The organism is uncultured Formosa sp., from assembly GCF_947500765.1.
Classification (GTDB): Bacteria; Bacteroidota; Bacteroidia; order Flavobacteriales; family Flavobacteriaceae; genus Formosa.
Genome location: NZ_CANMTH010000001.1, coordinates 653,194 through 676,928, shown reverse-complemented (window position 1 = coordinate 676,928; position 23,735 = coordinate 653,194). Strand labels below are relative to the sequence as shown.

The window sequence follows — 23,735 nt, the reverse complement described above, 5'->3', positions numbered from 1 at the left end:
ATGACACATACACATATTGCTATACGTTATACCAGAACGCCAACACCAGAGGAACACTTACAAATTATAACAACCTCAGAGCATCCTCTATTAACTAATTTAAAAGGCAAGCAAGGCACTTTTTTATCGAATACCACTTTAGATGAATATGTGAAGGCTGAATTATTACACGACGACTTCACCTTAACTCAAGACTCTAAAAGACAATTATTAACGCTTTCTAGTGGTGAGCGCAGAAAGTTATTATTCGATCATTTATTAAAAGGAAATCCTCAATTTTTAGTCATTGTAAACCCATTTGACTCCTTAGATGTAAAAAATGTAGCTGAATTAAAAGCGCGTTTAACAACTCTATCTAAAGATATTCCTATTATTCAGTTTTTTAGTCGAACAGATGAGATCATGCCTTATGCACAATATCTTTTAAAACTTGAAGATAATACATGTGTAATACAACCCATTTCAGAATTTTTACTTGAAGTACAAAACAAACCAACATTAAACTTTAATAATCCGTTACCAAAACCTATTTCAGAATCTAAAAACACGCTACCTATAGAATTAATAGATCTTAAGAAAGTTAATGTATCTTATAACGACAAATCCATTTTAAATAACATTACTTGGTGTATTAAACAAGGTGAATTTTGGGAATTAAAAGGCGAGAATGGTACTGGTAAATCTACGCTTGTTACTATGATAATTGGAGACAATCCGAAAGCTTATGGACAGAATGTATTTTTATTTGGAAAAAAGAGAGGTTCTGGAGAAACGGTCTGGGATATAAAGCAAAACATTGGGTATTTTACACCAAGTATGATGCATTTATTTAAAGGTCAACACTCAGCCTTAAACATGGTAATTTCAGGATTAAAAGATAGCATTGGCTTGTATACAAAACCAACAGATTTAGAGGTTAATTTAGCAAAGCAATGGTTACAACTAATAGGATTAGACACTATTAAAAACACTAATTACTATTATCTATCTGAAACCAACAAGCGATTAATTTTAATTTGCAGAGCCATGATTAAGCACCCGCTTTTACTAATTCTTGATGAACCTACAGTTGGTTTAGATGATCAAGGAGCAAGCATGTTTATCAATTTAGTTCAAAAAATTTCTAAAGAAAGTAACACGGCTATTTTATATGTATCGCATAAAACAGAACCTGAGCTAAAACCATCATTTATTTTCCAATTAGAGCGCACTGAAAAAGGTTCTATAGGAAACATAATAATACCTAAGTAGTTAGCAAAACATGTAAATGACAAACTCAAAACAAAACCAAACAGAACAGATACCGAAAAAAATTTTACCGTTAATTATTATCTCTCAATTTTGTTGTACGTCGCTTTGGTTTGCTGGAAATGGCGTTATGGATGAGCTTATTCTTGTCTATCAACTAGATCCGTCTGTATTGAGTTTCTTAACATCTTCTGTGCAATTTGGATTTATTATAGGAACATTTGTATTTGCTTTATTTACAATTGCAGATCGGTATTCCCCTTCTAAAGTTTTTATGATAAGTGCAGTCTTAGCGGCTGTTTTTAATCTTGGAATAGTCTTAAAAGGGCAATCTCTAACCGTGTTATTATTGTTACGATTTATAACTGGTTTTTTCCTTGCCGGAATTTATCCTGTAGGCATGAAAATTGCCGCAGATTATTACAACACAGGCTTAGGTAAAGCACTTGGTCTTTTAGTAGGCGCATTGGTTTTAGGTACTGCATTCCCTCATCTTTTAAGCAATATTACCCAACATCTACCTTGGGAAATTGTTATTTACACCACCTCTTTTCTTTCTCTATTTGGAGGACTTATTATTTTAACCTTTGTACCAAATGGTCCGTTTAGAAAACACAGTACCAAAATAGATCTTTTAGCACTCACTAAGCTTTTTCAAAACCGAGCTTTTAAAGCTGCTGCTTACGGTTATTTTGGGCACATGTGGGAATTGTATGCCTTTTGGGCTTTTACACCAATTATGATAAAAACATATAACAGTCTACATCCTGATGCCCATTTAGATATTGCATTATATTCTTTTTTAATTATAGGAATAGGAAGCTTAGGCTGTATTATTAGCGGTTGGTTATCTTCTATTAAAGGCTTAAAACTATCAGCGTTTTTTATACTATTAGTTTCTGCTATATGTTGTTTAATTTCACCATTAAGTTTTCACCTAAACTCTAGTCAATTTTTTATTATTTTCATGATAATTTGGGGTATGTTTGTTGTTGCAGATTCTCCTTTATTTTCCACATTAGTGGCTCATAACACAGCATCTCATGCCAAAGGTAGCGCTCTAACTATTGTAAATTGTATTGGATATGCCATTACCATAGTAAGTATACAAACTTTAGGATTCTTACAGTCTATAATAACGCCTACATACGTATATATCGCATTAGCTGTAGGTCCTATTTTAGGATTAATTGCTTTAAAAAATGAACGTACGACAGTTTAGTACCAATTGTTATTCATCCTTTTTGTAAACGTGTGGATTTTCAACAATTCCCTTTTTAAATATTTTTCTAAGACTCATACGTAAAAATGAATCTAGCTTAAGAATCTGATTGGTTATTTTTTGTTCTGGTCTCCCTCTAAATGTGGTTACATGAAATGTATCTGTAGTTTGTAACGGACTATTTGAAAAGTAATAATTAGACACACATTGTCTTGATGCATTTGCAGTAACGGGGCTTACAGAATGCCATGATTTTTTATGAGTAGCCATAACAACCAATCTGTTACATTTAGAATGCACTATAGTTTGAGGCGATTCTAGTCCGTTTGGCCAAAGTTCTAGGTGCCCGCCATTGTTATCATTCCAATCAGGAGACACGTAATACAATAAATTTAAAACACGCCAACGATTTCTATCTTTATCATGAGAATTATCTAAATGCGGATTTAAAAACTGTCCGTTTTGCATAGCTGAAAGTCCTCCTGCATATAAATTTTCATCAGGATATAAATCATCAATACCACAAATTTCGCTTATCAGTTTCACTATAGCCTTATCCTGAAAAGCATAAATAGCTTCTTCCAAGATCGGATTATATTTATCCATTTGTGCAGCTACATGTTTGTATTCACGTAAGCTTTTTTTTAGCACCATCTCTTCTGCTAAAGGAAATTGATTGTGAATCTGTTCGACAAGTTCCTTGGGTAAAATATCGTCTAAATAAAAATATCCGATTTTATGTTTTGACACTTCATATTGATGTTTTAAAGCGTCTTTCTCGCCAGTTAATCTTTCTAGAATTAGTTTAGACAAACTGTTTCTATCCATAGCATATTCACTCATTTTAATTCAATTTAAGCTGTCTAAAAAAGTTTCAAAATACTTATTCTTAAAGCGGATTAGCATTAAATGTATCGCCTTGAGACACATCTCCAGATTCGAATCCTTTTTTAAACCAACGCATACGTTGTGCAGACGTACCATGTGTAAACGAATCTGGCACGACACGCCCAGTAGCTTGTTTTTGTAAACGATCGTCCCCAATTGCATTTGCGGCATTTAAGGCTTCTTCTAAATCTCCGCTTTCCATCATTTGTGTCATGGCTTGAGAATGGTATGCCCAAACACCTGCAAAAAAATCGGCTTGAAGTTCTACGCGTACAGAATATTTATTATACTCGGTTTCACTTAACTGACCTCTTAATTGTTGCATTTTATCTGAAATACCCATAATTTTCTGAATATGATGACCAACTTCATGAGCAATTACATAAGCTTGAGCAAAATCTCCTGGAGCATTCATCTGGCGTTCCATATCATCAAAAAAGCTAAGATCTAAATATAATTTTTCATCTCCAGGACAATAAAAAGGTCCTGTTGCACTAGATGCAGTACCACAAGCAGAAGTTACAGATCCTGTAAACAACACTAGAGTAGGTTCGCGATAATTTGTTAATAATTGATTCCAAACATCTTCAGTACTAGCAAGAATTGTCTTACTAAATTCGGCAAGTTCTTCATCTTTAGCTGTGGGTTGATATGTTGATGATTCTGTTTGAATTAGTCCGCCCCCAAGAAAACCACTCACTAAATTTAAAGGATTATATCCCGTAACAAAAGAAAATACAGCTACAATTGCAACAACTATTAATCCTTTTTTAGAGAATAGCATTTTTACTAACGGTATCAATAACATTGGGCTTATACCTCCAAACCCACTTCCTGATCCTGATCTACCTTGACCTCTTCTATCCTCCACATTAGAACTTTGCCTTCTGCCTTGCCATTTCATAATTGTACGTATTATTTAGTTTAAAAAATCAATCAAATGTAACCTACTCTATTTAAATGTACAATATAAATTTAGTGTTGGTTTTCCTTAAAATTCGGAACACTAAATCTTAGTGTTTTCACGAACGTTTCTATTTACTTATAAATCCGACTATTTTAGCTATTTAACAGTACCTAAAGGCATAAGTGTTCTGCCATAAACTTCGTTTAGCAAAGTACCAACACCCGCATAAATTGCCGAAGCCCCACAAATAATGCCTTCTATTCCTGTAATGGTTTTAATGGTCTCATTTCCTGTATAATCTCCTAAAGCTAATAAGAAAAATAACACGGCTAAACTCGCAAAAACAAACTGTAAGGCTTTATTTATTTTTAATGTACCAATAAAAAGAAGTCCCGTAAAAATGCCCCACATAATTAAATATGCGACCATCCCTCCAACAGAGGGTCCTTCGAACACCCCCATCTTTGGCATTAAAATTAACCCCACAAGAGTGAGCCAGAAAAATCCGTAAGAAATAAATGCAGTCATCCCAAAGCTATTATTCTTTTTAGATTCTAAAATACCTGCTACAATTTGCGCCATACCTCCATAAAAAATTCCCATTGCTAAAATCATAGAATTCATGTCATATAGCCCTGCATTATGTAGGTTTAATAATACGGTTGTCATTCCAAAAGCTAAAAGCCCTAAAGGGCCTGGATTTGCTGAATTGTCTTTAATTGTTACTGTAGTTTGTTCCATAAATTTGTTTTGTTTTAATAGTATTTCTTTATTCAATATTTAACAATTCACATTAAAAAAGCATCATATTCTACAAATACGTTGATAAAAATTATATATTTAAAAGATAATCATAAAAAATAAGGCTAAAAATTACGAAATTTTCACACACATTGTTATGAATTATAGTTTTTTTCTAATTGAAAAAATATATCTTATAAAAAACTTATAATCAAAATGCAAAACATAAGTATTTTAGGCTGCGGATGGCTCGGTTTCCCTCTTGCTGAAAGGTTGATAAAAGAAAGCTATAACGTAAAAGGATCTACAACACAAACAGATAAATTGCCCAAACTTAAATTGGTTGGTATAAGGCCATATCTAATCAATATAAATGCGGAATCATTAAATATTGAATTTCTCGATTCAGATATTTTAATCATCTTAATTACCTCTAAAGACATAGAAGCTTTTAAAAAGCTTATAAATCACATTGAAGCTTCTAGTATTAAAAAAGTTATTTTTATTAGCTCAACTTCGGTTTATCCTAGTACAAATACTGTAGTTACAGAAGAAAATGAAACAAACAATAATCCGCTAGCTCAAATTGAAACTCTGTTTAGTAAGAATACAAACTTTGAAACGACTATAGTACGGTTTGGAGGGTTGTTTGGATACACTAGAAAACCTGGAAATTTTATTAGATCGCATAATACGATTCCTAATCCTGAAGGTTTTGTAAACCTTATTCATCAAGATGATTGTATTCGTATTTTAACATCTATAATTAAACAAAATATTTGGAACGAGACCTTTAATGCCTGTGCACACTCTCATCCTAAACGCTCAGACTTTTATATAAAAGAAATGGCTAAAGTTGGTAGACTACATCCCATATTAGATTTAAAAGCTTCTAATGATTATAAAATTATAAGTCCGAAGAAATTAATATCAACATTAAATTTCACATTCAAATATCCTGATTTAATGGATTATTAATTCAGTAATAAAAACACTAATCCTATCATTTAAAAAAGTTAACTTATTATTATAAAATGAAAACACTCACACCAAAATTAGCACTAATAATGGTTCTATTATTAGTATCACAGCTTTCTTACTCTCAAGTTTATAAAGATCAATTCGCACACACATTCTCTATTGTAGCTAGAGATGTAAAAACAGGTGAAATGGCCGTTGGCGTGCAAAGCCATTGGTTTAATGTAGGAAGTATTGTGGCTTGGGGAAAATCTGGAGTTGGCGTTGTTGCCACACAATCTTTTGTTAATCCTGCATATGGTCCGAACGGATTAGAATTAATGCAAAACGGAACATCTGCTAAAGACGCATTACAAATTTTGGTTAAAAAAGATGAAGGTCGAGATTTTCGGCAAGTGGCTATGTTAGATGTTAATGGAGCTGTAAATGCATTTACGGGAGCAAATTGTGTAGAATCTGCCCATCAAATTGTAGGCGACAATTTTTCTGTTCAAGCAAATATGATGTTAAACGACAATGTTGTGCCTGCCATGGAAGGCGCTTTTAAAACATACAGTAATTTACCTTTAGCAGAACGTGTAATTAAAGTTTTACAAGCGGCTCAGGCTGCAGGCGGAGATATTCGAGGCAGACAATCGGCCGCACTTATTGTTGTAGGTCCTAAATTGACAGAAAATACTTGGCAAGACAAATTAGTAGACTTAAATGTTGAAGATAGCGATAATCCTATAAAAGAATTAGACCGCTTACTAAAAGTACATAATGCCTATAATTTTATGAATGAAGGCGATTTGGCTGTCGAGCATGGAGACATGAAAAAAGCAATGACTGCCTACGGAACTGCACAAAACATGTTTCCTGAAAATTTAGAAATGAAATATTGGACGGCAATTGCCATGGCAAATTCCGGACAATTAGATGAAGCATTACCGCTTTTTAAATCTATTTTTGAGAAAGATAATAACTGGAGAGAAATGACTAAACGTTTAACTAAACCAGGTCTTTTAACAGTTTCTGAAGCCGATTTAAATCGTATTATAAAACTCTAAAATCATACTCGTATTTACTTCATAAAAAAGCCTCCATTATTAAATATAATAATGGAGGCTTTTAATTTTTTAAACGAAACTTAAATCAAACAGGTTTCTATTTTTTAAACTTACGAAGGCCTTCTTCTAACCAATTTTGATACAATTCTGCATCAGGAAGATAAGCCACAGGTTCTACTAATTTGTCTTCGGCATGATCTATAATCACATAAAAAGGTTGCGAATTAGACTTGTATTTAATGGTTTGCATCTCACTCCATTTTTGTCCAATATATTTTAATGTCTTACCTGGTTTTAATTGAGATTCTACTACATCGCCTTCTGCTAACGGACGTTTATCATCTACATATAACGAAATTAAAACCACATCGTTTTTCAAAATACTTAAAACACCTGGTTCTGGCCAAACCTTTTGTTCCATCTTTCTACAATTTACACATGCCCAACCCGTAAAATCTAGCATGATTGGTTTTCCTACTTTTTTAGCATAAGCAACACCTTTATCATAATCGTTAAACGCCATAATATCGTGAGGAGCTAATAAATGTGCGCCATCAGGCAATTCGCCATGAGCTTCGGCCCTTGCTGCACCTCCACCAATTTTAGAAAACCCAACACCATAAGGCGATTCGCTATATTCTTGTGGTGGCGGGAATGCACTAATAATATTTAAAGGCGCCCCCCAAAGCCCTGGAATCATATAAATAGTAAATGTTAACACGATAAGACCTAAACTTAATCGACCAACAGAAATATGAGGCAACGGAGAATCGTGTGGTAATTGTATTTTTCCGAATAAATAAAACGCGAGGGTTCCAAAAATGGCGATCCAAATAGCGATAAACACTTCACGTTCTAAGACATGAAGTTGTAATACTAAATCGGCGTTCGATAAAAATTTAAAAGCTAAAGCCAGTTCTAAAAATCCTAAAACCACTTTCACTGTATTTAACCAACCTCCCGATTTTGGTAAAGAATTTAACCAGCCTGGGAATGCTGCAAATAAAGCAAATGGCAAAGCAATAGCTAAAGAAAATCCGAACATTCCAATAATTGGAGCTACTCCTCCTTTAGAAGCCGATTCTACTAAAAGTGTGCCTACAATAGGTCCCGTACAAGAAAAAGAGACTATTGCTAACGCTAAAGCCATAAAGAAAATCCCGACTAAACCACCACGATCGGCTTGAGAATCGACTTTGTTTGCCCATGAATTTGGTAAAACTATTTCGAAAGCCCCTAAAAATGAAACTGCAAAAACGACTAATAACACAAAGAAAATAACGTTAAACCACACATTTGTAGATAATGCATTTAAAGCACTTGCACCAAAAATTCCTGTTACAGCAGTTCCTAACAATACATAAATAACAATAATACTAACACCGTAAATAATCGCATTTTTAATTCCAGAAGCTTTGTTTTTACTTTGCTTAGTAAAGAAGCTCACCGTCATAGGAATCATAGGAAATACGCATGGTGTTAATAGCGCTGCAAAACCAGATAAGAATGCGATAAAAAAGATAGACCAAAGCCCTTTATTGGTCGCTGTTTTTTCTTCTTTTTCAATATGTTTTTCTGAAACTTTTACAGGAGTTTCTTTTGCTTTTTCTGTAATTGTAGCAGCTCCCTTTGTATTTCCGTCTAAAATAAATTCTAATTCAACTTCTGTTGGAGGCATACATTGAGCATCATCACAAACCATATATTCTACAAATCCTTCAATTTTTTGAATGGCAGAAGATATTTTTATATGTTGCACAAACTGTGCTTGACCTTCAAAAAACTTAATCTCCATTTCAAACACTGGGTCGAATATGGTATGCCCTTTTCCTTCTAATGTATTGCCTTCTAAAGTAAATGTCTCTTCAGAATTATCATAAATAAAGGTTGTTGGAATAGGACCATTTTCTGGTACAAATTGCGAGTATAAATGCCAACTTGTATCTATGTTTGCAGTCGAAATTAATTTATATTCTGTGTCTGAAACTTTTTCTACAGCTGTAGACCATTTTACAGGATCTAAAATTTGAGAAAAAGCAGATAGACTAATTGTTAATAATAGGGCAAAAAGAATATGCTTCATAGCAAATGAAAATTATAAGGGGTTGATGTATTATTCTTAAATAATTATTTTTAATTTTTTCAATATCCAGCAAATATACGTTGCCTGTTAAAAAATCATTCCATTCTTATAGAACTATTAACGTAAATCTATAAAAACATTCAATAGATAATTTGTAAAAGATAACTTTTAGCATTAAATCTAATTAGTTATTAAACCTTGTGTGTGTGTTCCGAAACGCCTTAATCGTTATTCCTTTATGTTTTTTATAAAATTTATTGATATGACTTTCATCTATAAAACCAAATTCATCTACCAATTCGGCAATGCGTTTATCACTATATTTTAATCGATGTTCTATTAGTTTAATTTTATAATTAGCTAAATAATTTTTATAATTCTCTCCTGATTGATGCTTAAAATAGGTACTAAAATAATTTGGAGAAATACCAAAGGCTTCACTAACTACTTGCGTTCTTAATTGTGAAGGATTATATATGTTGTGTTCTACATAAGTCAGAATACTTTCAAATTTATTATCTACTTTCTCCGTAAATCCATGTGGTTTCTTCTCCGAAATATTTCGCGCAGCAATAACCGTTAAAGCATTAATGTAATGTAGATTTAAATCTTGATGGTACAGTTTTTTTTCTTTTAAACTTAACATTAAAGAATTTGCAATATGCTTTATTAGTATTTTGTCTGAACTATTGGTAATTATAGTTCCTGAAATCTGACTAGAAGAATACAGTAACTCTTCAAGATAATCAATAGTTTTCCATCTATAATCTCTAACATAAGACACATGGACTTTCATGATTAAAAATTCTGTTTCTCCGTGTAGTTCAAAATAATTGTCTTTATCGGGAGTTAAAAGCACCAAATAATCGGCTTTAAAAGGAATAGAATTACCACTGTAATTATGGATTCCATTTCCAGAAATAACATACACGAATTGAAAAAAGCTTAAATATTTTTTCACTTCCCATGTCTTTGTTTTAAGATAATAGGCTTCTACGGCTTCATATTTCTGATCTTTAATCATGCTTTAAAAATACAGTTTTATAAAAGAAATATACCTATTTAGCGCTCTATTTTGTCTATAAATTTGCACATAAATCAAGACACAAGTTAAGGTAAGTTGATAGTTTGGGGGAAACAACCGACTAAAACAGCATTACATTTAGCCAGATAATAAGTACAAATCGTATATTAAACTTCGAAATAATACATCATATGAAATCATCAGAATTAAAAAGCATCATACAAGGCATTCCTAAAACAGAGCTACACTTGCACATTGAAGGTAGCTTTGAACCTGAACTGATGTTCGAAATAGCCAAAAGAAACAATATCTCTTTAGATTATGATACTGTTGAATCACTAAAGAAAGCTTATAAATTTAATAACCTTCAAGAATTTTTAGACATTTATTACCTAGGCGCTAAAGTGCTTCTTTACGAACAAGATTTTTTCGATTTAACTTGGGCGTATCTAACAAAAGTACACAGCCAGAATGTAGTACATGTAGAAGTATTTTTCGATCCGCAAACCCACACAGAACGGGGTGTTCCTTTTAATGTTGTTATTAATGGAATTAAAAAAGCGCTTGAAAAAGGTAAAGATGAATTAAACATATCGTACAAGCTTATCATGTCTTATTTACGTCATTTAAGCGAAGAAGACGCTTTTAAAACATTAGAGGAAGCTATTCCTTTTAAACATTGGATTGATGGTGTTGGATTAGATTCTTCTGAGGTTGGTAATCCGCCAAGTAAATTTATTAATGTTTTTGAAGCCTCTGCAAAACACGGTTTTAAATTAGTAGCTCATGCTGGAGAAGAAGGTCCTGTAGAATATATATGGGAAGCCCTAGACCATTTAAAAATTGATAGAATAGACCATGGAAACCGTTGTTTAGATGATGAAGTCTTGGTACAAAAACTAATTAAAGATAAAATAGCTTTAACCTTATGCCCTTTAAGTAACCTTGAACTTAAAGTGATTCAAAAAATGGAAGATCATAACATTGTTGAAATACTTGACAGAGGCATTCTAGCTACAATTAACTCCGACGATCCTGCCTATTTTGGAGGTTATATGAATGAGAATTATTACGAAATAGCAAAGGTTTTTAATTTAAGTACAGATCAATTATTACAATTGGCAATAAATGGTTTTGAAGCCAGCTGGTTAAGCCCTGAAGAAAAGGAAAAACATATTTTAAACGTAAAGAATTATTTCAGCTCTTTAAACTAATTAATGAAATAAAATTTGAATTTTAGGGAGTTGTTTAAAATCATTGCACATGATATATCCAACTCCCCGCAATTCGGCTATTAACAAACAAATCTATTTCAAGTCACTCCATTTGGGGTAACTTTTTCTTTTAACTAATAAAGCACACTGCATTAGTTAATACGTATTTTAATAGTTGCAGACATACTATTTGATCCATTTCCAACATAAATTATATAATCTCCTTTTTCTAAACTCCAATCAGAAATCGTTTCATCGTAAAAAGCTAAATCGTTTGGATGTATTGTAATAGTAAAATCTTTATTTGCTCCTTTTTCAACATTAATTTTCTGAAATCCTTTCAACTCTTTTAAAGCTCTTTTGACTTTAGATTTTGGTTTACCTACATAAACCTGCACAACTTCTTTACCATCTATATTTCCAATATTAGAAACGTTACCTGACACTATGATCTCATCAGTTTTAGAATACGTTTTTTTATTCGTTTTTACATTACTGATTTTAAACGAAGTATAAGACAGTCCTTCTCCAAAGGCAAATTGAGGTTCAATTTTTTTAGTGTCGTGCCAGCGGTAACCAACTAATATGTCTTCTTTATAGTATTGGTTTATGCTATCGCCCGGATAAGATAGTTCTCCAAAAGTATGAGCTGCATTATCTTCTAACTTTTTAGGAAACGAAAACGGTAATTTACCCGACGGATTTACATCGCCACTAACCACATTTGCAATAGCATGTCCAGCTTCACTACCCAAATACCAAGCCTGCATAAGCCCTTTTACTTTTGGTAACCACGGCATTTCTACAGCATTACCACTAATTAAAATAACACCAAGGTTATTGTTTACTTTTAGAATGTTATTTAATAGCTCATTTTGATTAAAAGGCAATTCATAACTTTGTCTATCTGCACCTTCACAATCTTGAAAATGATTTTTATTTAAACCGCCAACAAACAAAACAACATCTGCTTTTGAAGCAGCATCAACAGCTTCTTGTTGAAGTTTTTTAGCATCTAAATCTGAAGGAATTACACGTCCGTATGCAGAAGGACCTGATGCGTAACCTAACGCATGAATTATAGTCGCATTTTTAAAACGTGCTTTAATGCCTTGAAGCGGACTTATTTCAGATTTTGCTTTCAATTCTGAAGAGCCTCCACCAAGTGTCATGCTTTTTGTTGCATTTTCACCTATTACAGCTATTGTTAATTTTTTAGTTGGATTAATCGGGAAAAAATTATTTTCATTTTTTAATAATACAATACCTTCTGTAGCGACTTCTCTTGCTACAGTTAAATGTTCTATGTTATTTATGCGTCCGTAGGGTTTATTAGGGTTCATATTTGTTCTGAGCATTAAACGTAAAATTCGTTTAACTTTATCGTTTAAATAGTCTTCACTAACTTCCTTATTTTTTAAAAGTTTTAAAAACGGGTTGGCTAAATAATAACTATCGTAAGCATTTTTGGTACTTGTCGTTAAACCATCGGTTCCAGTACCCATTTCTATATCTAAACCATTAAAAATGGCTTCTTTAGTATCGTGAGCACCACCCCAATCTGTAATTACAACTCCATCAAATTGCCAATCGTCTTTCAAAATTTTATTAAGAAGTAATTGGTTATGGCAACAATACTGTCCTCTAAATTGATTGTATGCTCCCATAATAGACCATACGTTTCCTTTTTGAACAGCCGCTTTAAAAGCGGGTAAATAAATTTCATGCAACGCGCGATCACTCACTTCAACATTTATATGATCTCTCCATAACTCTTGATTATTTAAAGCATAATGTTTTACACACGCAGCGACCCCATTTTGTTGTACGCCCTGAATATATGGCACTACCATTATTGAGGCTAAGTAGGGGTCTTCTCCCATGTATTCAAAATTTCTACCGTTTAAGGGTGTACGATACATATTTACTCCAGGCCCCAATAACACATCTTTTTTACGATAACGCGCTTCTTCACCAACATTTACTCCATAATCTTTAGATAATTCTGGGTTAAATGTGGCTGCTAAACATGTTAATGCAGGAAAGGCTGTAATGGAATCATTAGTCCAATTTGCATACTCCCAATTATCCCAATTAAGTTCACTTCTTACACCGTGTGGACCATCGGACATCCATAATTCAGGAATTCCTATGCGTTCTACACCTGGAGTACTAAATTTGGATTGCGCATGGCACATGGCCACTTTTTCTTCTGTTGTTAATAACGCTATAATACTATCAATTTTTATTTCTATTTTTTCATTTTCATCACTTGCTTTCTGAGCATTTATCATCGTTATACTGCAGAAGATTATAACGATACTTAAAAAAGTGTTCTTTTTATTACTACACATATGATCTATAATTTAATTCTTAAAAGAAAACAAAAGGCAGCGTTTAAATTAAACCACTGCCCCTTCTCTAAACAAAACTAATTACTAATTTTTAATTAATATCCAGGATTTTGATCTTCCTGGTTAATTAACGTATTTCTACTTATTTCATTGGCTGGTATTGGAAAAACTTCATTTTTAGATGTATAACCTAAGCTTGAAAGTTCAGTATCCGCTAATCCCCAACGTATTAAATCCCAAAAACGTTGACCTTCAAAAGCTAATTCTAATTCTCTTTCCTTAACAATGGCATCAAAAAGCGCTGTTCCTGTTGCAGTAACATCGGGAAGATTGGCTCTGTTTCTTACTTTATTTAATTCTATTAAAGCTTTAGAGTCTTCATTATTTTTATTGTAGGCTTCAGCAGCCATTAATAACACATCTGCATATCTTAAAAGTCTCCAGTTAATACCGTAATTTAACTCAGTAGTTGGGCCAGCAGTATCTTCAGGTCTTGTTGTGTATTTTAATCTCACGTAACCTTCATAATCATGAATTCCTGTATCTGGAGGATAAACATTACCCCCTGCCGCTACTAAATCGGCTTCTGAAATTAATGTAGCATTTTTACGAGTTACATCGCCTGCAGCATCAAATGCAGTACCTATTTTAGATGTAGGTAGATTGAATCCCCATCCGTTAGCAACTCCAATAGCAGCAACATCAAAAACATCTCCTCTAGGTCCCATTAATTGGGCATGAATATTACTTTCTGGTCGTCCACCCCAAGGGAAATTACCCCAACTATAAGCTTCTGTACTTACATAAGTTAACTCTATTAAAGATTCTATTCCGTTTTCTGAACTAGAACTCCAAACATCTGCAAAATCTGGTTCTAAATCAAAAACTTGAGATGAAATCACGTTTTCAAATTCAACGGCTGCTAAATCATATTTTTCTTGAAACAAATAGACTTTTCCTAATACTGCTTCGGCAGCTTCTTTTGAAATTCTAAAAGGTTGTGCTATTGCCGATTTAACAGGTAAGCCGTTAATTGCATCTGCTAAATCGTTTTCAATTTGTGCATAGACTTCACTTTTAGTAGATCTTGCTAATGCAAATTCGTCAATAGATGTTGGTGTTGAAATTCTTAAAGGCACACCACCATATAGAGTGACTAATTCTAAATAACTATACGCTCGTAAAAATTTAGCTTCAGCAATAAATTTATCTTTTGTACTTAGTTCAGAAATTTCTAATTTTTCAATTAAAACATTTGCTAAACCTATGGTTTTATAATATCCTTCCCAAACCCCTGTAATTACTGGATTATCGGCAACATATTCAAAATCGTCTAGTTGTTGTAATGCGGGTTGATCGCCTATAGTACTTCCTGCATTTGCAATATCTCCGGGTAGAACTTTTATAAAAAAGGCACTATTCCAGTCTCGGTTATAATTCCATGCCATGAGGTCGTAAATACCATATATTACAGATTCTGCTTCTGCATCTGTAGATAGAAAATCGACTTCATTAACCTTTCCTATAGGTTCTACTTCAGTAAAATCACTGCTACAAGAGGTATAATTAAAAAGTATTAGAATACCTAGTGTTATAATTTTTATATACTTTTTCATTTTTTAATGATTTAAATTAAGATTATAGGTTTACAGATAAACCGAAAATTATTTTCCCTGGTATTGGGTATACACCTCGATCTATACCTTGACCTGAATTATTCGTACTTCCAGCTTCAGGATCTAAGCCTTCGTAGTTAGTGATCGTGAAATAGTCTTCAATTGATAAAGAAAGGCGTAAGCGATCTAATCTCAATTTTTCTAATATTACTGGCGGAAGAGAATAGCCTAATTGAATTTGTTTAATTCTCATGTAAGATCCATCTCCAACCATTAAATCACTTCTGTATAAGTAATCACTGCTAACATCTGCTTTTGGGTATGAAGCATTACTTCCAGAACCTGTCCATCTATCATCATATAAAAATGCAGGTTTATTAGAGTATGGTCTATCTGTTCTATTCCATAACATATATATTTCATTACCATGAACACCTTGGAAATTAAGATTAAAATCCCAATTTTTATACCCTAAGTTTATTTGCCCACCGTATAAAAGGTCTGGATGCGGATCACCTATATTTGTAATATCATTAGCAGTAATATCTCCACTACCATCTACATCTACAATTATAACTTCTCCAGTAGCATCATCTATACCATTGGTTTTATAACCTCTGTAGTACCAAATTGGTTCACCTTCTTCAAAACGTGTTGTATCAAAACCTCTAACATTTACACCGTCTATTGGAGAATCTACAGCTAATTCTGTAACTTCGTTTTTAAGTGTCGATAAGTTTAGGTTTATACCATATGAAAAATCGCCTACTTGATTATTGTAACCTAATTCAAATTCCAAACCTTTGTTAGAAACGGTACCACCATTAAAGCTACCAAAATTACGACCTACAGACAACGGTATTAAACCATTCCCACTTACAATTAAGTCTTTTGTTTTTTTATCGTAGTAATCTGTTGTAAACGTAAGCTTTCCATCAAACGCTCTTAAATCAATACCTAAGTCTAATTGCTCAGATGTTTCCCAAGTTAAGTCTGGATTTGGAAGATCATCGGCCTCGTAACCAGACAAGAACCCTCCGTTACCATCTGGAATTTTAATACCTTCACTGGTGTAGAACTGTAAATCTTCATTTCCATATAAATTTTGATCGCTACCTACTTGACCCCAACTTGCACGAAATTTAAAATAGTTTACTTTAGAATCTTCTCCCCAGAAATTTTCATTAGACATAACCCAACCTGCAGATATTGAAGGAAAATAAGCCCCTTTGTTTGCATCTGAAAACGCACTTGACTCATCGTAACGCAAAGTCCCTTCTAAAAGATATCTATCATCGTATGAGTAAGAGAATCGTCCAAATACAGATCTTTTCTTTCTTTCCACATAACTCCCTCCTGTTTTATCAAGATCATCATCTTGAGAATAATCGTGATATGCATAATTATCACCTTCTTTAGGCATAGGCCCTGAGAACAGATAAAAATTAGGAGATTGATATTTCTCTGCTGTTGTACCTAATAGAACCGTGTAGTTGTGTTTTTTATAATTATTAGTATATGTTGCAAAATTCTCCCATAGCCAAGAACTTGTTTTTACAATGTTATCATCTATAGTTGCTAAAGAATTTTGTCTTTCTGCAGAAACGTAATAAACAGGATCCCAGTTATGTTGTATAGAGTAGCTTACGTCTATCCCTAATCTTGATGTTAATACCAAACCTTCAAAAGGCGTTACATTGGCAAAAAATGTACCTAATATTTTATCCGTTTTAATATTTCTGTTTTGAATGGTTAGCATAGCTACAGGATTTGCAATTTCTCCCGTAACATATTCAGGCAAACCATAATAGTTTCCATTTTTATCTGACAGAACAGTTAAACCACTATCTACCAAGTTGGTTACTTTAGTTGGCACACCATCTGTATAAGTTACAGGTGTTAATGGATCCATTAATAACGCATTGTTTAAAATACTTCTGTATTCATCATCTTCGCTAATCACATCTCTACTGCTATTAGAATATGAAAGATTATTACCAACTTCTAACCAGTCGTTAATTTTATGTTTAGAGTTTAATCTGGCAGTATAACGTTTGAAATTTGCGCGATCACCTCCTACAATACCGTCTTGATTGGTATAAGAACCAGAAAGCAAATAACTAGATTTTTCTGTTCCTCCTGCAAAACTTAAGTGATGCTTTTCTAGCCAAGCCGTTTCAAACACCTCATCTAACCAATTTGTATTAACACCATTTGATGGAATGTTTTGAACACCTGCTTCATTTAAATACGTTCTGTATTGCGATTCATCCATTAATTTTATTTGTGTACGCTCTGACTGAAAACCAAATTGCGAATTGTATGATAATACTGGTTTATCGTAATTGTTACCAGATTTTGTGGTTATCAGAACAACTCCGTTAGCCCCTTCTGTACCATAAATTGCTGATGATGCTGCGTCTTTTAAAATTTCTATAGATTGAACATCTCCACTATCAATATTATCGATACTACTTGTTTTCATACCATCAACAATATAAATAGGATCTGAGTTTCCGTTCGAACCTGTACCTCTAATTCTTATTTTTGACGCAGATCCTGGAGACCCCGAATTACTTAAAACAGAGATACCAGATACTTTTCCTTGCATAGCTTGTTCTACTCGTGTGGATCCGTTGTTTTGAATATCATCTGATTTTATACTAGAAATAGCCCCAGTTACCAAGCTTTTCTTTTGAGTTCCATATCCAACAACAACAACCTCATCTAATAAACTAGTATCTTCGGCTAAAACAATATTAATGGTGGTCTGGTTATTTACCATCACTTCTTTTGCTGTGTAACCAACATAACTGACTTTAAGTATAGCGTCAGTAGCTAATCCCTCTAAGGTAAATTTACCATCAAAATCGGTAGTTGTACCATTGTTTGTTCCTATTACAAGAATTGATGCACCAGGCAATGGCCCATTTACATCAGATACTGTTCCTGAAATTTTTTGCGCTTGCACATAGGTGCAGAAAGAAAAAAAGAAAAGAAAAAAAATATTTCTTAAAATTAGAATTTTCATAAATATTTAGTTTAGTTAGTGTTAATAATATGTTTGTATATTTAAAATAGGTATGACCCTTCACAAAGCTACATCACTTGTTAAATAGTTGTTAATATTAAATTATCATTTATTAGTATATTTATTACATCTATTAATATATTTATTACGCATAAAATAAAAATAAATCAACATGGTTAAAAATGCGCACAGAGAAATTACAAGATTAATACCTGAGGATAGTTTTTTGGTAGAAGAAAGAATAAAAGACGATTTTGATTTCCCTATACATTTTCATCCAGAATACGAACTAAATTTTATTTATAGAGGAAAGGGCGTTAGAAGAATTATTGGAGATAGTGTAGAAAACATTGACGATTTAGAATTAGTACTCGTAGGCCCTAATATTGTACACGGTTGGGAGCTGCATGAATGTAAATGCAAAGAAATTTACGAAATCACAATGCACATTCATGATGATTTATTAAATGAAAAAACATTATCTCGTAAAATTTTTAAGCCCATAAAAGACATGTTTAATAGATCTAAACATGGTATCTTATTTTCAAGAGAAACTACAGTGAACATTATGCCAAGGTTAATGACACTTCCAAAGATTATTGGTATTAGATATTACTTAGAGTTTATTTCTATACTAGATGAATTGGCTAAATCTGAAGGACAAAGATTGCTTTCTAATTCTTGTACAGAACATATTGATTTTCATAATAGCGATAAAATAAAAAAGGTTTACGAATACATTCAACACAATTTTAGCAGAACCATTACGTTAGCAGAAATCTCTGAATTGGTAAATATGAGCCCAGTTTCATTCAATAGATTTATAAAAAAGAGAACTGGAAAAACGTTTATTTCTTATATAAATGACACTCGAATTAGTTTTGCAAGTAGATGGCTTTTAGAAACAGACCAAAGTATTGGAGAAATTAGCTTTAAATGCGGATTTAATAATATTGCTAATTTTAATAGACAGTTTAAAAAAGCAAAAAAATGTACACCTAAAGAGTTTAGAAATGAATTTATAGGAACAAAAAGACTTCTATAAAAAAAGCTTCAATACATGGTATTGAAGCTTTTAAATAACATAAACAAATAATTTTAGCCCATAACTACTGTTACAAAATGGGTTTTACCTTCTTCTAGAATTGGGACAATAGGTGTATTTATAACATTACCATTTACTAAAATTTGTTTGATGCCTTTACTTACATGATTTGGATTTTTTACTTCAATATTATAAGTAGCGCCTCTAAATGCTCTTTCCATTTTAAAACCATTCCATTTTTTTGGAATACATGGATTTATTGAAAGGCCATTATAATCTGGTTTTACCCCCAAGATATATTGCGTAATGGCATAAAAATTCCATGATGCTGTACCAGACAACCACGAGTTTTTAGCTTCACCTGGTTTAAAAGCTTCCTTACCAGCAATCATTTGGCAATACACATAAGGTTCTACTTTATGTAACTCAGAAATATCTTCTAAAAAACTAGGCGCAATTTTAGAGTAATAATCATACGCTTCGTCACCACGACCAATCATGGTTTCACCAATCATAATCCACGGGTTATTGTGGCAAAACACCCCTCCGTTTTCTTTATATCCTTTAGGGTAAGTCGATATTTCACCATATTCAATATAATATTTTGAAAATGCAGGACTGTTTAAAACAATTCCATAATCTGAATCTAAATGTTTTTTTACAGCATTTAAAGATTTTTCAACCATGCCATCTTCCTTACCAATTTCGGCCATGGTACACCAACCCTGAGATTCTATAAAAATTTTACCTTCTTCACTCTCATGTGTACCTACTTTATTTCCATAGTAATCATAAGCACGTAAATACCAATCGCCATCCCAGCCGTCTTTTTTTACAGCTTCAATCATATTGTCTATATGAATTTGTGCCTCAGTAGCTTCTGTAGTTTTACCTATTTGATGACATAATTTTACATATTCTTTTCCATAGACTACAAAAAGGCCTGCTATCATTAAACTTTCTGCTTTTCCATCTTTTTTGTTTCCTGTGGTTTGAAAAGATTCATTAGGATCTTTAGAAAAACAGTTTAAATTCAAACAATCATTCCAATCGGCTCGTCCTATTAACGGTAAGTTATGTGGTCCTAAATTATTAACAACATGATAAAAAGAGGCTTTTAAATGATCGAAATGTGGTTTTGCTCTTGTAGTATCATTATCAAAAGGCACAAGGGCATCTAACAAAGAAAAATCGCCTGTTTCTTTAATATACTCTGTAGTTGAAAGGATTAGCCATAGCGGATCGTCATTAAAATTTCCTCCTAAAATAGCATTTCCTTTTTTTGTTAGAGGCTGATATTGATGATAACAAGAACCATCTTCAAATTGTGTCGAAGCAATATCAACTATGCGTTCACGGGCTCGTTCAGGAATTTGATGTACAAAACCAATTAAATCTTGATTGGAATCTCTAAAGCCCATACCTCGACCAATTCCAGATTCAAAGAATGAAGCCGAACGCGACATATTAAAGGTTACCATACATTGGTATTGGTTCCAGATATTTACCATTCTATCTAGTTTTTCTTCTCCAGATTGAATATTAATTTTCCCTAATAAATTATCCCAATACGCACTTAATTCATTAAAGGCAGTAGTGACTTTATCAACCGTATCAAATTTTGCAATCATATCCTTTGCAGGCTTTTTATTGATTACAGATTTGCTTTCCCACTTGTTATCGTCTTCAACCTCTACATAACCTAGCATGAAAATATAGTCTTTCTCTTCTCCTGGTTGAAGTTCTACTTCTATATAATGCGAGGCTACTGGAGACCAACCGTGCGCTTCAGTATTTTTCGATTGTCCTTCTGCAACCACATCAGGAGCATCAAAACCATTGTATAATCCTAGAAACGATTCCCTATCGGTATCAAAACCATTAATTTGGGAATTAACCGAATAAAATGCATAATGGTTTCGTCGTTCTTTAAACTCTGTTTTATGGTAAATTACAGCATCTTCAATTTCTACTTCACCTGTATTAAAATTACGTTGAAAGTTCGTCATATCATCTTCTGCATTCCATAAGCACCATTCTATGAAAGAGAATAATTTTAGCTTTTTTACTTTAGAAGACGTGTTTTTGATACTTACTTTTTGAATTTCTCCCCAAAAACCAAGCGGTATAAATTGAAGCACTTCTGCTTGAACACCATTCTTAGAACTTTTAAATTTAGTATAACTCATACCGTGGCGGCATTCGTAACTATCTAACTCGGTTTTTACGGGTTTCCACCCGGGGCACCAGGTTGTATCTTCGTCTTTAATATAAAAATATTTACCACCATCATCAATAGGTACATTATTATATCTATAACGTGTTAATCTTCTAAATTTGGCATCCTTATAAAAAGTATAGCCACCAGCAGTGTTTGATGTTAAAGAGAAGAAATCTTCATTTCCAAGGTAATTAATCCACGGGTAAGGTGTTTTTGGATTTGTAATTACATATTCTCTGTTTTCATCATCAAAATGTCCGTATTTCATATAGTGAAAATTTAATTTTAATAGTTTACTCCTTCAGTCTTCTGGACTGTAATTCTAGAGTGATCTCATTAATTTTAGCTTGTGTTAATGGATATAATAACATTAGGCCAGCAGCGATTAAAGCGATGACTAATGGAATCCAACTCATTAACATAATAATACCTGGTATTGCGCCTTGAATAGACACAGCATCTTGCCCATTGTAATTAAAAGCACCTAGAACAAAACCAATAATAGCTCCAGCAATACCGCCTCCAAATTTGGTTGCAAATGATCCTGCCGAATATATAAGTCCCGTAGCGCGTCTCGTGTTTTTAAACTCAGAATAATCTGCAACATCTGCCAGCATAACAAAAAATAGTGTTGCAAAAATGGCCGAAGCTAATTCGGAAAGCATTCCTAAAAAGAAAATAATTTCTATATCTCCTGGTCCACAAAAAAACAGCAAAGCGTTAACGCCACCCGAGAACAGTAAGGCCGTTATAAACACACTCTTTTTTCCGAATCGTTTTCCCAAAGGCGCTGTAATCATGGCTCCTGCAATAGATGCAAACATGAGTCCGATTAAAAATGAAGCCGCAAGTATTTGATTATTTAAATAATGTGAAAAATAGATAATGACGATACCTTGTTTTATGGAATTATAAATATTAAATAGAAGTCCAACTCCTAATAAAATTAACCATGGCTTATTTTTAAGTAAATTTTTAAAATCTTGTTTTAAATTATTTTCTTGTGCCTTGGGAGGGTGCACTCTTTCTTTAGTTGTGTAGAAGGTGATAAACATAAACAAGGTTAGGAATACAGACATGAAGTATATAGAATTACTATACCCTCGTTTTTGATCTATAATTGAAAAAGATTCTGCTGTTAAATCGTTTTCTCCCGTTACAATAAATTCGTAATTTTTATTAGCTTCGACTGAAAAACTTTTTTTAATAGATGCTATAGAGTCTTGCTTTTTTTGAGGGCCATCTGCCCAAGAGAACATCGCAATACCATGTTCAGTTTTAATATTTACGTTTTCTACACTACGAGGAACAGAAACAGAAACATGGTAGGCCTTATCTTCTAATTTTTCGAGTGTAATATTCGGATTTACATTTCCAAAATAAATAACTAAAAACAATAACGCGCCCTGTACAAACATACCGCCGCCAAAGGCACCAACCATTCTATAAGATCCTAAAGAGGTTCGCTCTTTATCATCGCCTGTCATAACAGCCATAAGAGCACCGTAAGGAATATTATTGGCGGTATATATTAATGTAAAAAGTATATAGGTAGTGTATGCATATACTATTTTTCCTGAATCGCTTAAATCGGGAGTTGTAAATAATAACGACAAAATAACGCCAAGCGGAATGGCTGTCCATAAAATCCATGAACGAAATTTACCATGTTTTGATTTGGTTCTATCTCCAATAATCCCCATTAAAACATCGCTAATTCCATCACTAAAACGTGCCACCAAAAATAGTACACCTACTGTTACAGGACTCAAGCCAAATACATCTGTATAAAATATGAATAAAAAAGTAGCAACACCTCTCCATGCAATATTTGCGGCTCCATCACCTAAGGCATAACCTATTTTCTCTGAAATTGATATTTTGGTATTTTTCAACAACATGTGATTTTTGTTTTTTCAAAATTAGAAAGTCCTTTAAGAATTAATTGAACTTTTATTGTCATTTATACATTCAATTATTTCAACAATACATTTTATAACAACATATTCTTCGTTTTTATAAAAACAAAAAGGTAAGGATGAATTAAACATACTTCGCAAACTTATCATGTCTTATTTATAGTACTCAAGCGAAAATGAGGCTTTAAATCATTA

16 protein-coding genes are annotated in these 23,735 nt (G+C 32.9%); 6 read left to right on the top strand and 10 right to left on the bottom strand.

The window, feature by feature from the left end; genetic code table 11:
• Together Q1B05_RS02905 and Q1B05_RS02900 are read left to right on the top strand one after the other, a co-directional pair.
• Positions 1–1,251, top strand: coding sequence for an ATP-binding cassette domain-containing protein (locus Q1B05_RS02905; RefSeq protein ID WP_299777357.1), 1,251 nt, complete (start codon positions 1–3; stop codon positions 1,249–1,251).
• Positions 1,252–1,267: 16 nt separating this feature from the next.
• On the top strand, positions 1,268–2,470 hold the full coding sequence (locus tag Q1B05_RS02900; RefSeq protein ID WP_299777355.1) for an MFS transporter: 1,203 nt from the start codon (positions 1,268–1,270) through the stop codon (positions 2,468–2,470).
• Between the two features lie 9 nt (positions 2,471–2,479).
• Here Q1B05_RS02900 and Q1B05_RS02895 read toward each other — a convergent pair whose 3' ends face one another.
• The 3 genes from Q1B05_RS02895 to Q1B05_RS02885 all read right to left on the bottom strand — a co-directional run bounded on the left by Q1B05_RS02895 (position 2,480) and on the right by Q1B05_RS02885 (position 5,006).
• Entirely contained in the window at positions 2,480–3,313 is an 834-nt protein-coding gene (locus Q1B05_RS02895) for a 2OG-Fe(II) oxygenase (RefSeq protein WP_299777352.1), read from the bottom strand.
• A 46-nt stretch (positions 3,314–3,359) separates the two neighbouring features.
• Positions 3,360–4,262, bottom strand: coding sequence for a neutral zinc metallopeptidase (locus Q1B05_RS02890; protein ID WP_299777350.1), 903 nt, complete (start codon positions 4,260–4,262; stop codon positions 3,360–3,362).
• Between the two features lie 159 nt (positions 4,263–4,421).
• The gene (locus tag Q1B05_RS02885; protein WP_299777348.1) at positions 4,422–5,006 is read right to left on the bottom strand and encodes an acetate uptake transporter; all 585 of its coding nucleotides are present in this window, start codon (positions 5,004–5,006) and stop codon (positions 4,422–4,424) included.
• Positions 5,007–5,222: 216 nt separating this feature from the next.
• Here Q1B05_RS02885 and Q1B05_RS02880 point away from each other — a divergent pair, with 216 nt between their 5' ends.
• Complete coding sequence (locus tag Q1B05_RS02880; protein ID WP_299777346.1) at positions 5,223–5,984, top strand: dTDP-glucose 4,6-dehydratase; 762 nt, start codon at positions 5,223–5,225, stop codon at positions 5,982–5,984.
• 56 nt (positions 5,985–6,040) lie between these two features.
• Complete coding sequence (locus tag Q1B05_RS02875; RefSeq protein ID WP_299777344.1) at positions 6,041–7,033, top strand: DUF1028 domain-containing protein; 993 nt, start codon at positions 6,041–6,043, stop codon at positions 7,031–7,033.
• A gap of 97 nt (positions 7,034–7,130) precedes the next feature.
• On the opposite strand, the gene Q1B05_RS02870 is transcribed toward Q1B05_RS02875, so the two are convergent.
• Positions 7,131–9,116 (bottom strand): cytochrome c biogenesis protein CcdA, encoded by a 1,986-nt coding sequence (locus Q1B05_RS02870; RefSeq protein ID WP_299777341.1) that lies wholly within the window; start codon positions 9,114–9,116, stop codon positions 7,131–7,133.
• A gap of 184 nt (positions 9,117–9,300) precedes the next feature.
• Positions 9,301–10,140: an AraC family transcriptional regulator gene (locus tag Q1B05_RS02865; RefSeq protein ID WP_299777339.1), complete on the bottom strand. Its 840-nt coding sequence runs from the start codon at positions 10,138–10,140 to the stop codon at positions 9,301–9,303.
• A 191-nt stretch (positions 10,141–10,331) separates the two neighbouring features.
• Here Q1B05_RS02865 and Q1B05_RS02860 point away from each other — a divergent pair, with 191 nt between their 5' ends.
• Complete coding sequence (locus Q1B05_RS02860) at positions 10,332–11,354, top strand: adenosine deaminase (protein WP_299777337.1); 1,023 nt, start codon at positions 10,332–10,334, stop codon at positions 11,352–11,354.
• Positions 11,355–11,506: 152 nt separating this feature from the next.
• Here Q1B05_RS02860 and Q1B05_RS02855 read toward each other — a convergent pair whose 3' ends face one another.
• From Q1B05_RS02855 to Q1B05_RS02845, 3 genes are all read right to left on the bottom strand, one after another.
• Positions 11,507–13,648, bottom strand: a complete 2,142-nt coding sequence (locus Q1B05_RS02855; protein WP_299777335.1) for a glycoside hydrolase family 3 C-terminal domain-containing protein — start codon at positions 13,646–13,648, stop codon at positions 11,507–11,509.
• A 155-nt stretch (positions 13,649–13,803) separates the two neighbouring features.
• Positions 13,804–15,324 carry a RagB/SusD family nutrient uptake outer membrane protein gene (locus Q1B05_RS02850; RefSeq protein ID WP_299777333.1) on the bottom strand — a complete coding sequence of 507 codons (1,521 nt, stop codon included), beginning with the start codon at positions 15,322–15,324 and terminating at the stop codon, positions 13,804–13,806.
• A 22-nt stretch (positions 15,325–15,346) separates the two neighbouring features.
• Complete coding sequence (locus tag Q1B05_RS02845) at positions 15,347–18,355, bottom strand: TonB-dependent receptor (RefSeq protein WP_299777331.1); 3,009 nt, start codon at positions 18,353–18,355, stop codon at positions 15,347–15,349.
• A gap of 172 nt (positions 18,356–18,527) precedes the next feature.
• Between Q1B05_RS02845 and Q1B05_RS02840 the strand changes: the two genes are divergently transcribed.
• Entirely contained in the window at positions 18,528–19,400 is an 873-nt protein-coding gene (locus Q1B05_RS02840) for an AraC family transcriptional regulator (RefSeq protein ID WP_299777328.1), read from the top strand.
• Between the two features lie 53 nt (positions 19,401–19,453).
• Here the strand turns inward: Q1B05_RS02840 and Q1B05_RS02835 are convergent, their stop codons facing one another.
• Positions 19,454–21,889, bottom strand: a complete 2,436-nt coding sequence (locus Q1B05_RS02835; RefSeq protein WP_299777326.1) for a glycosyl transferase — start codon at positions 21,887–21,889, stop codon at positions 19,454–19,456.
• Between the two features lie 25 nt (positions 21,890–21,914).
• Complete coding sequence (locus tag Q1B05_RS02830) at positions 21,915–23,522, bottom strand: MFS transporter (RefSeq protein ID WP_299777324.1); 1,608 nt, start codon at positions 23,520–23,522, stop codon at positions 21,915–21,917.
• Between the last annotated feature and the right edge of the window lie 213 nt (positions 23,523–23,735).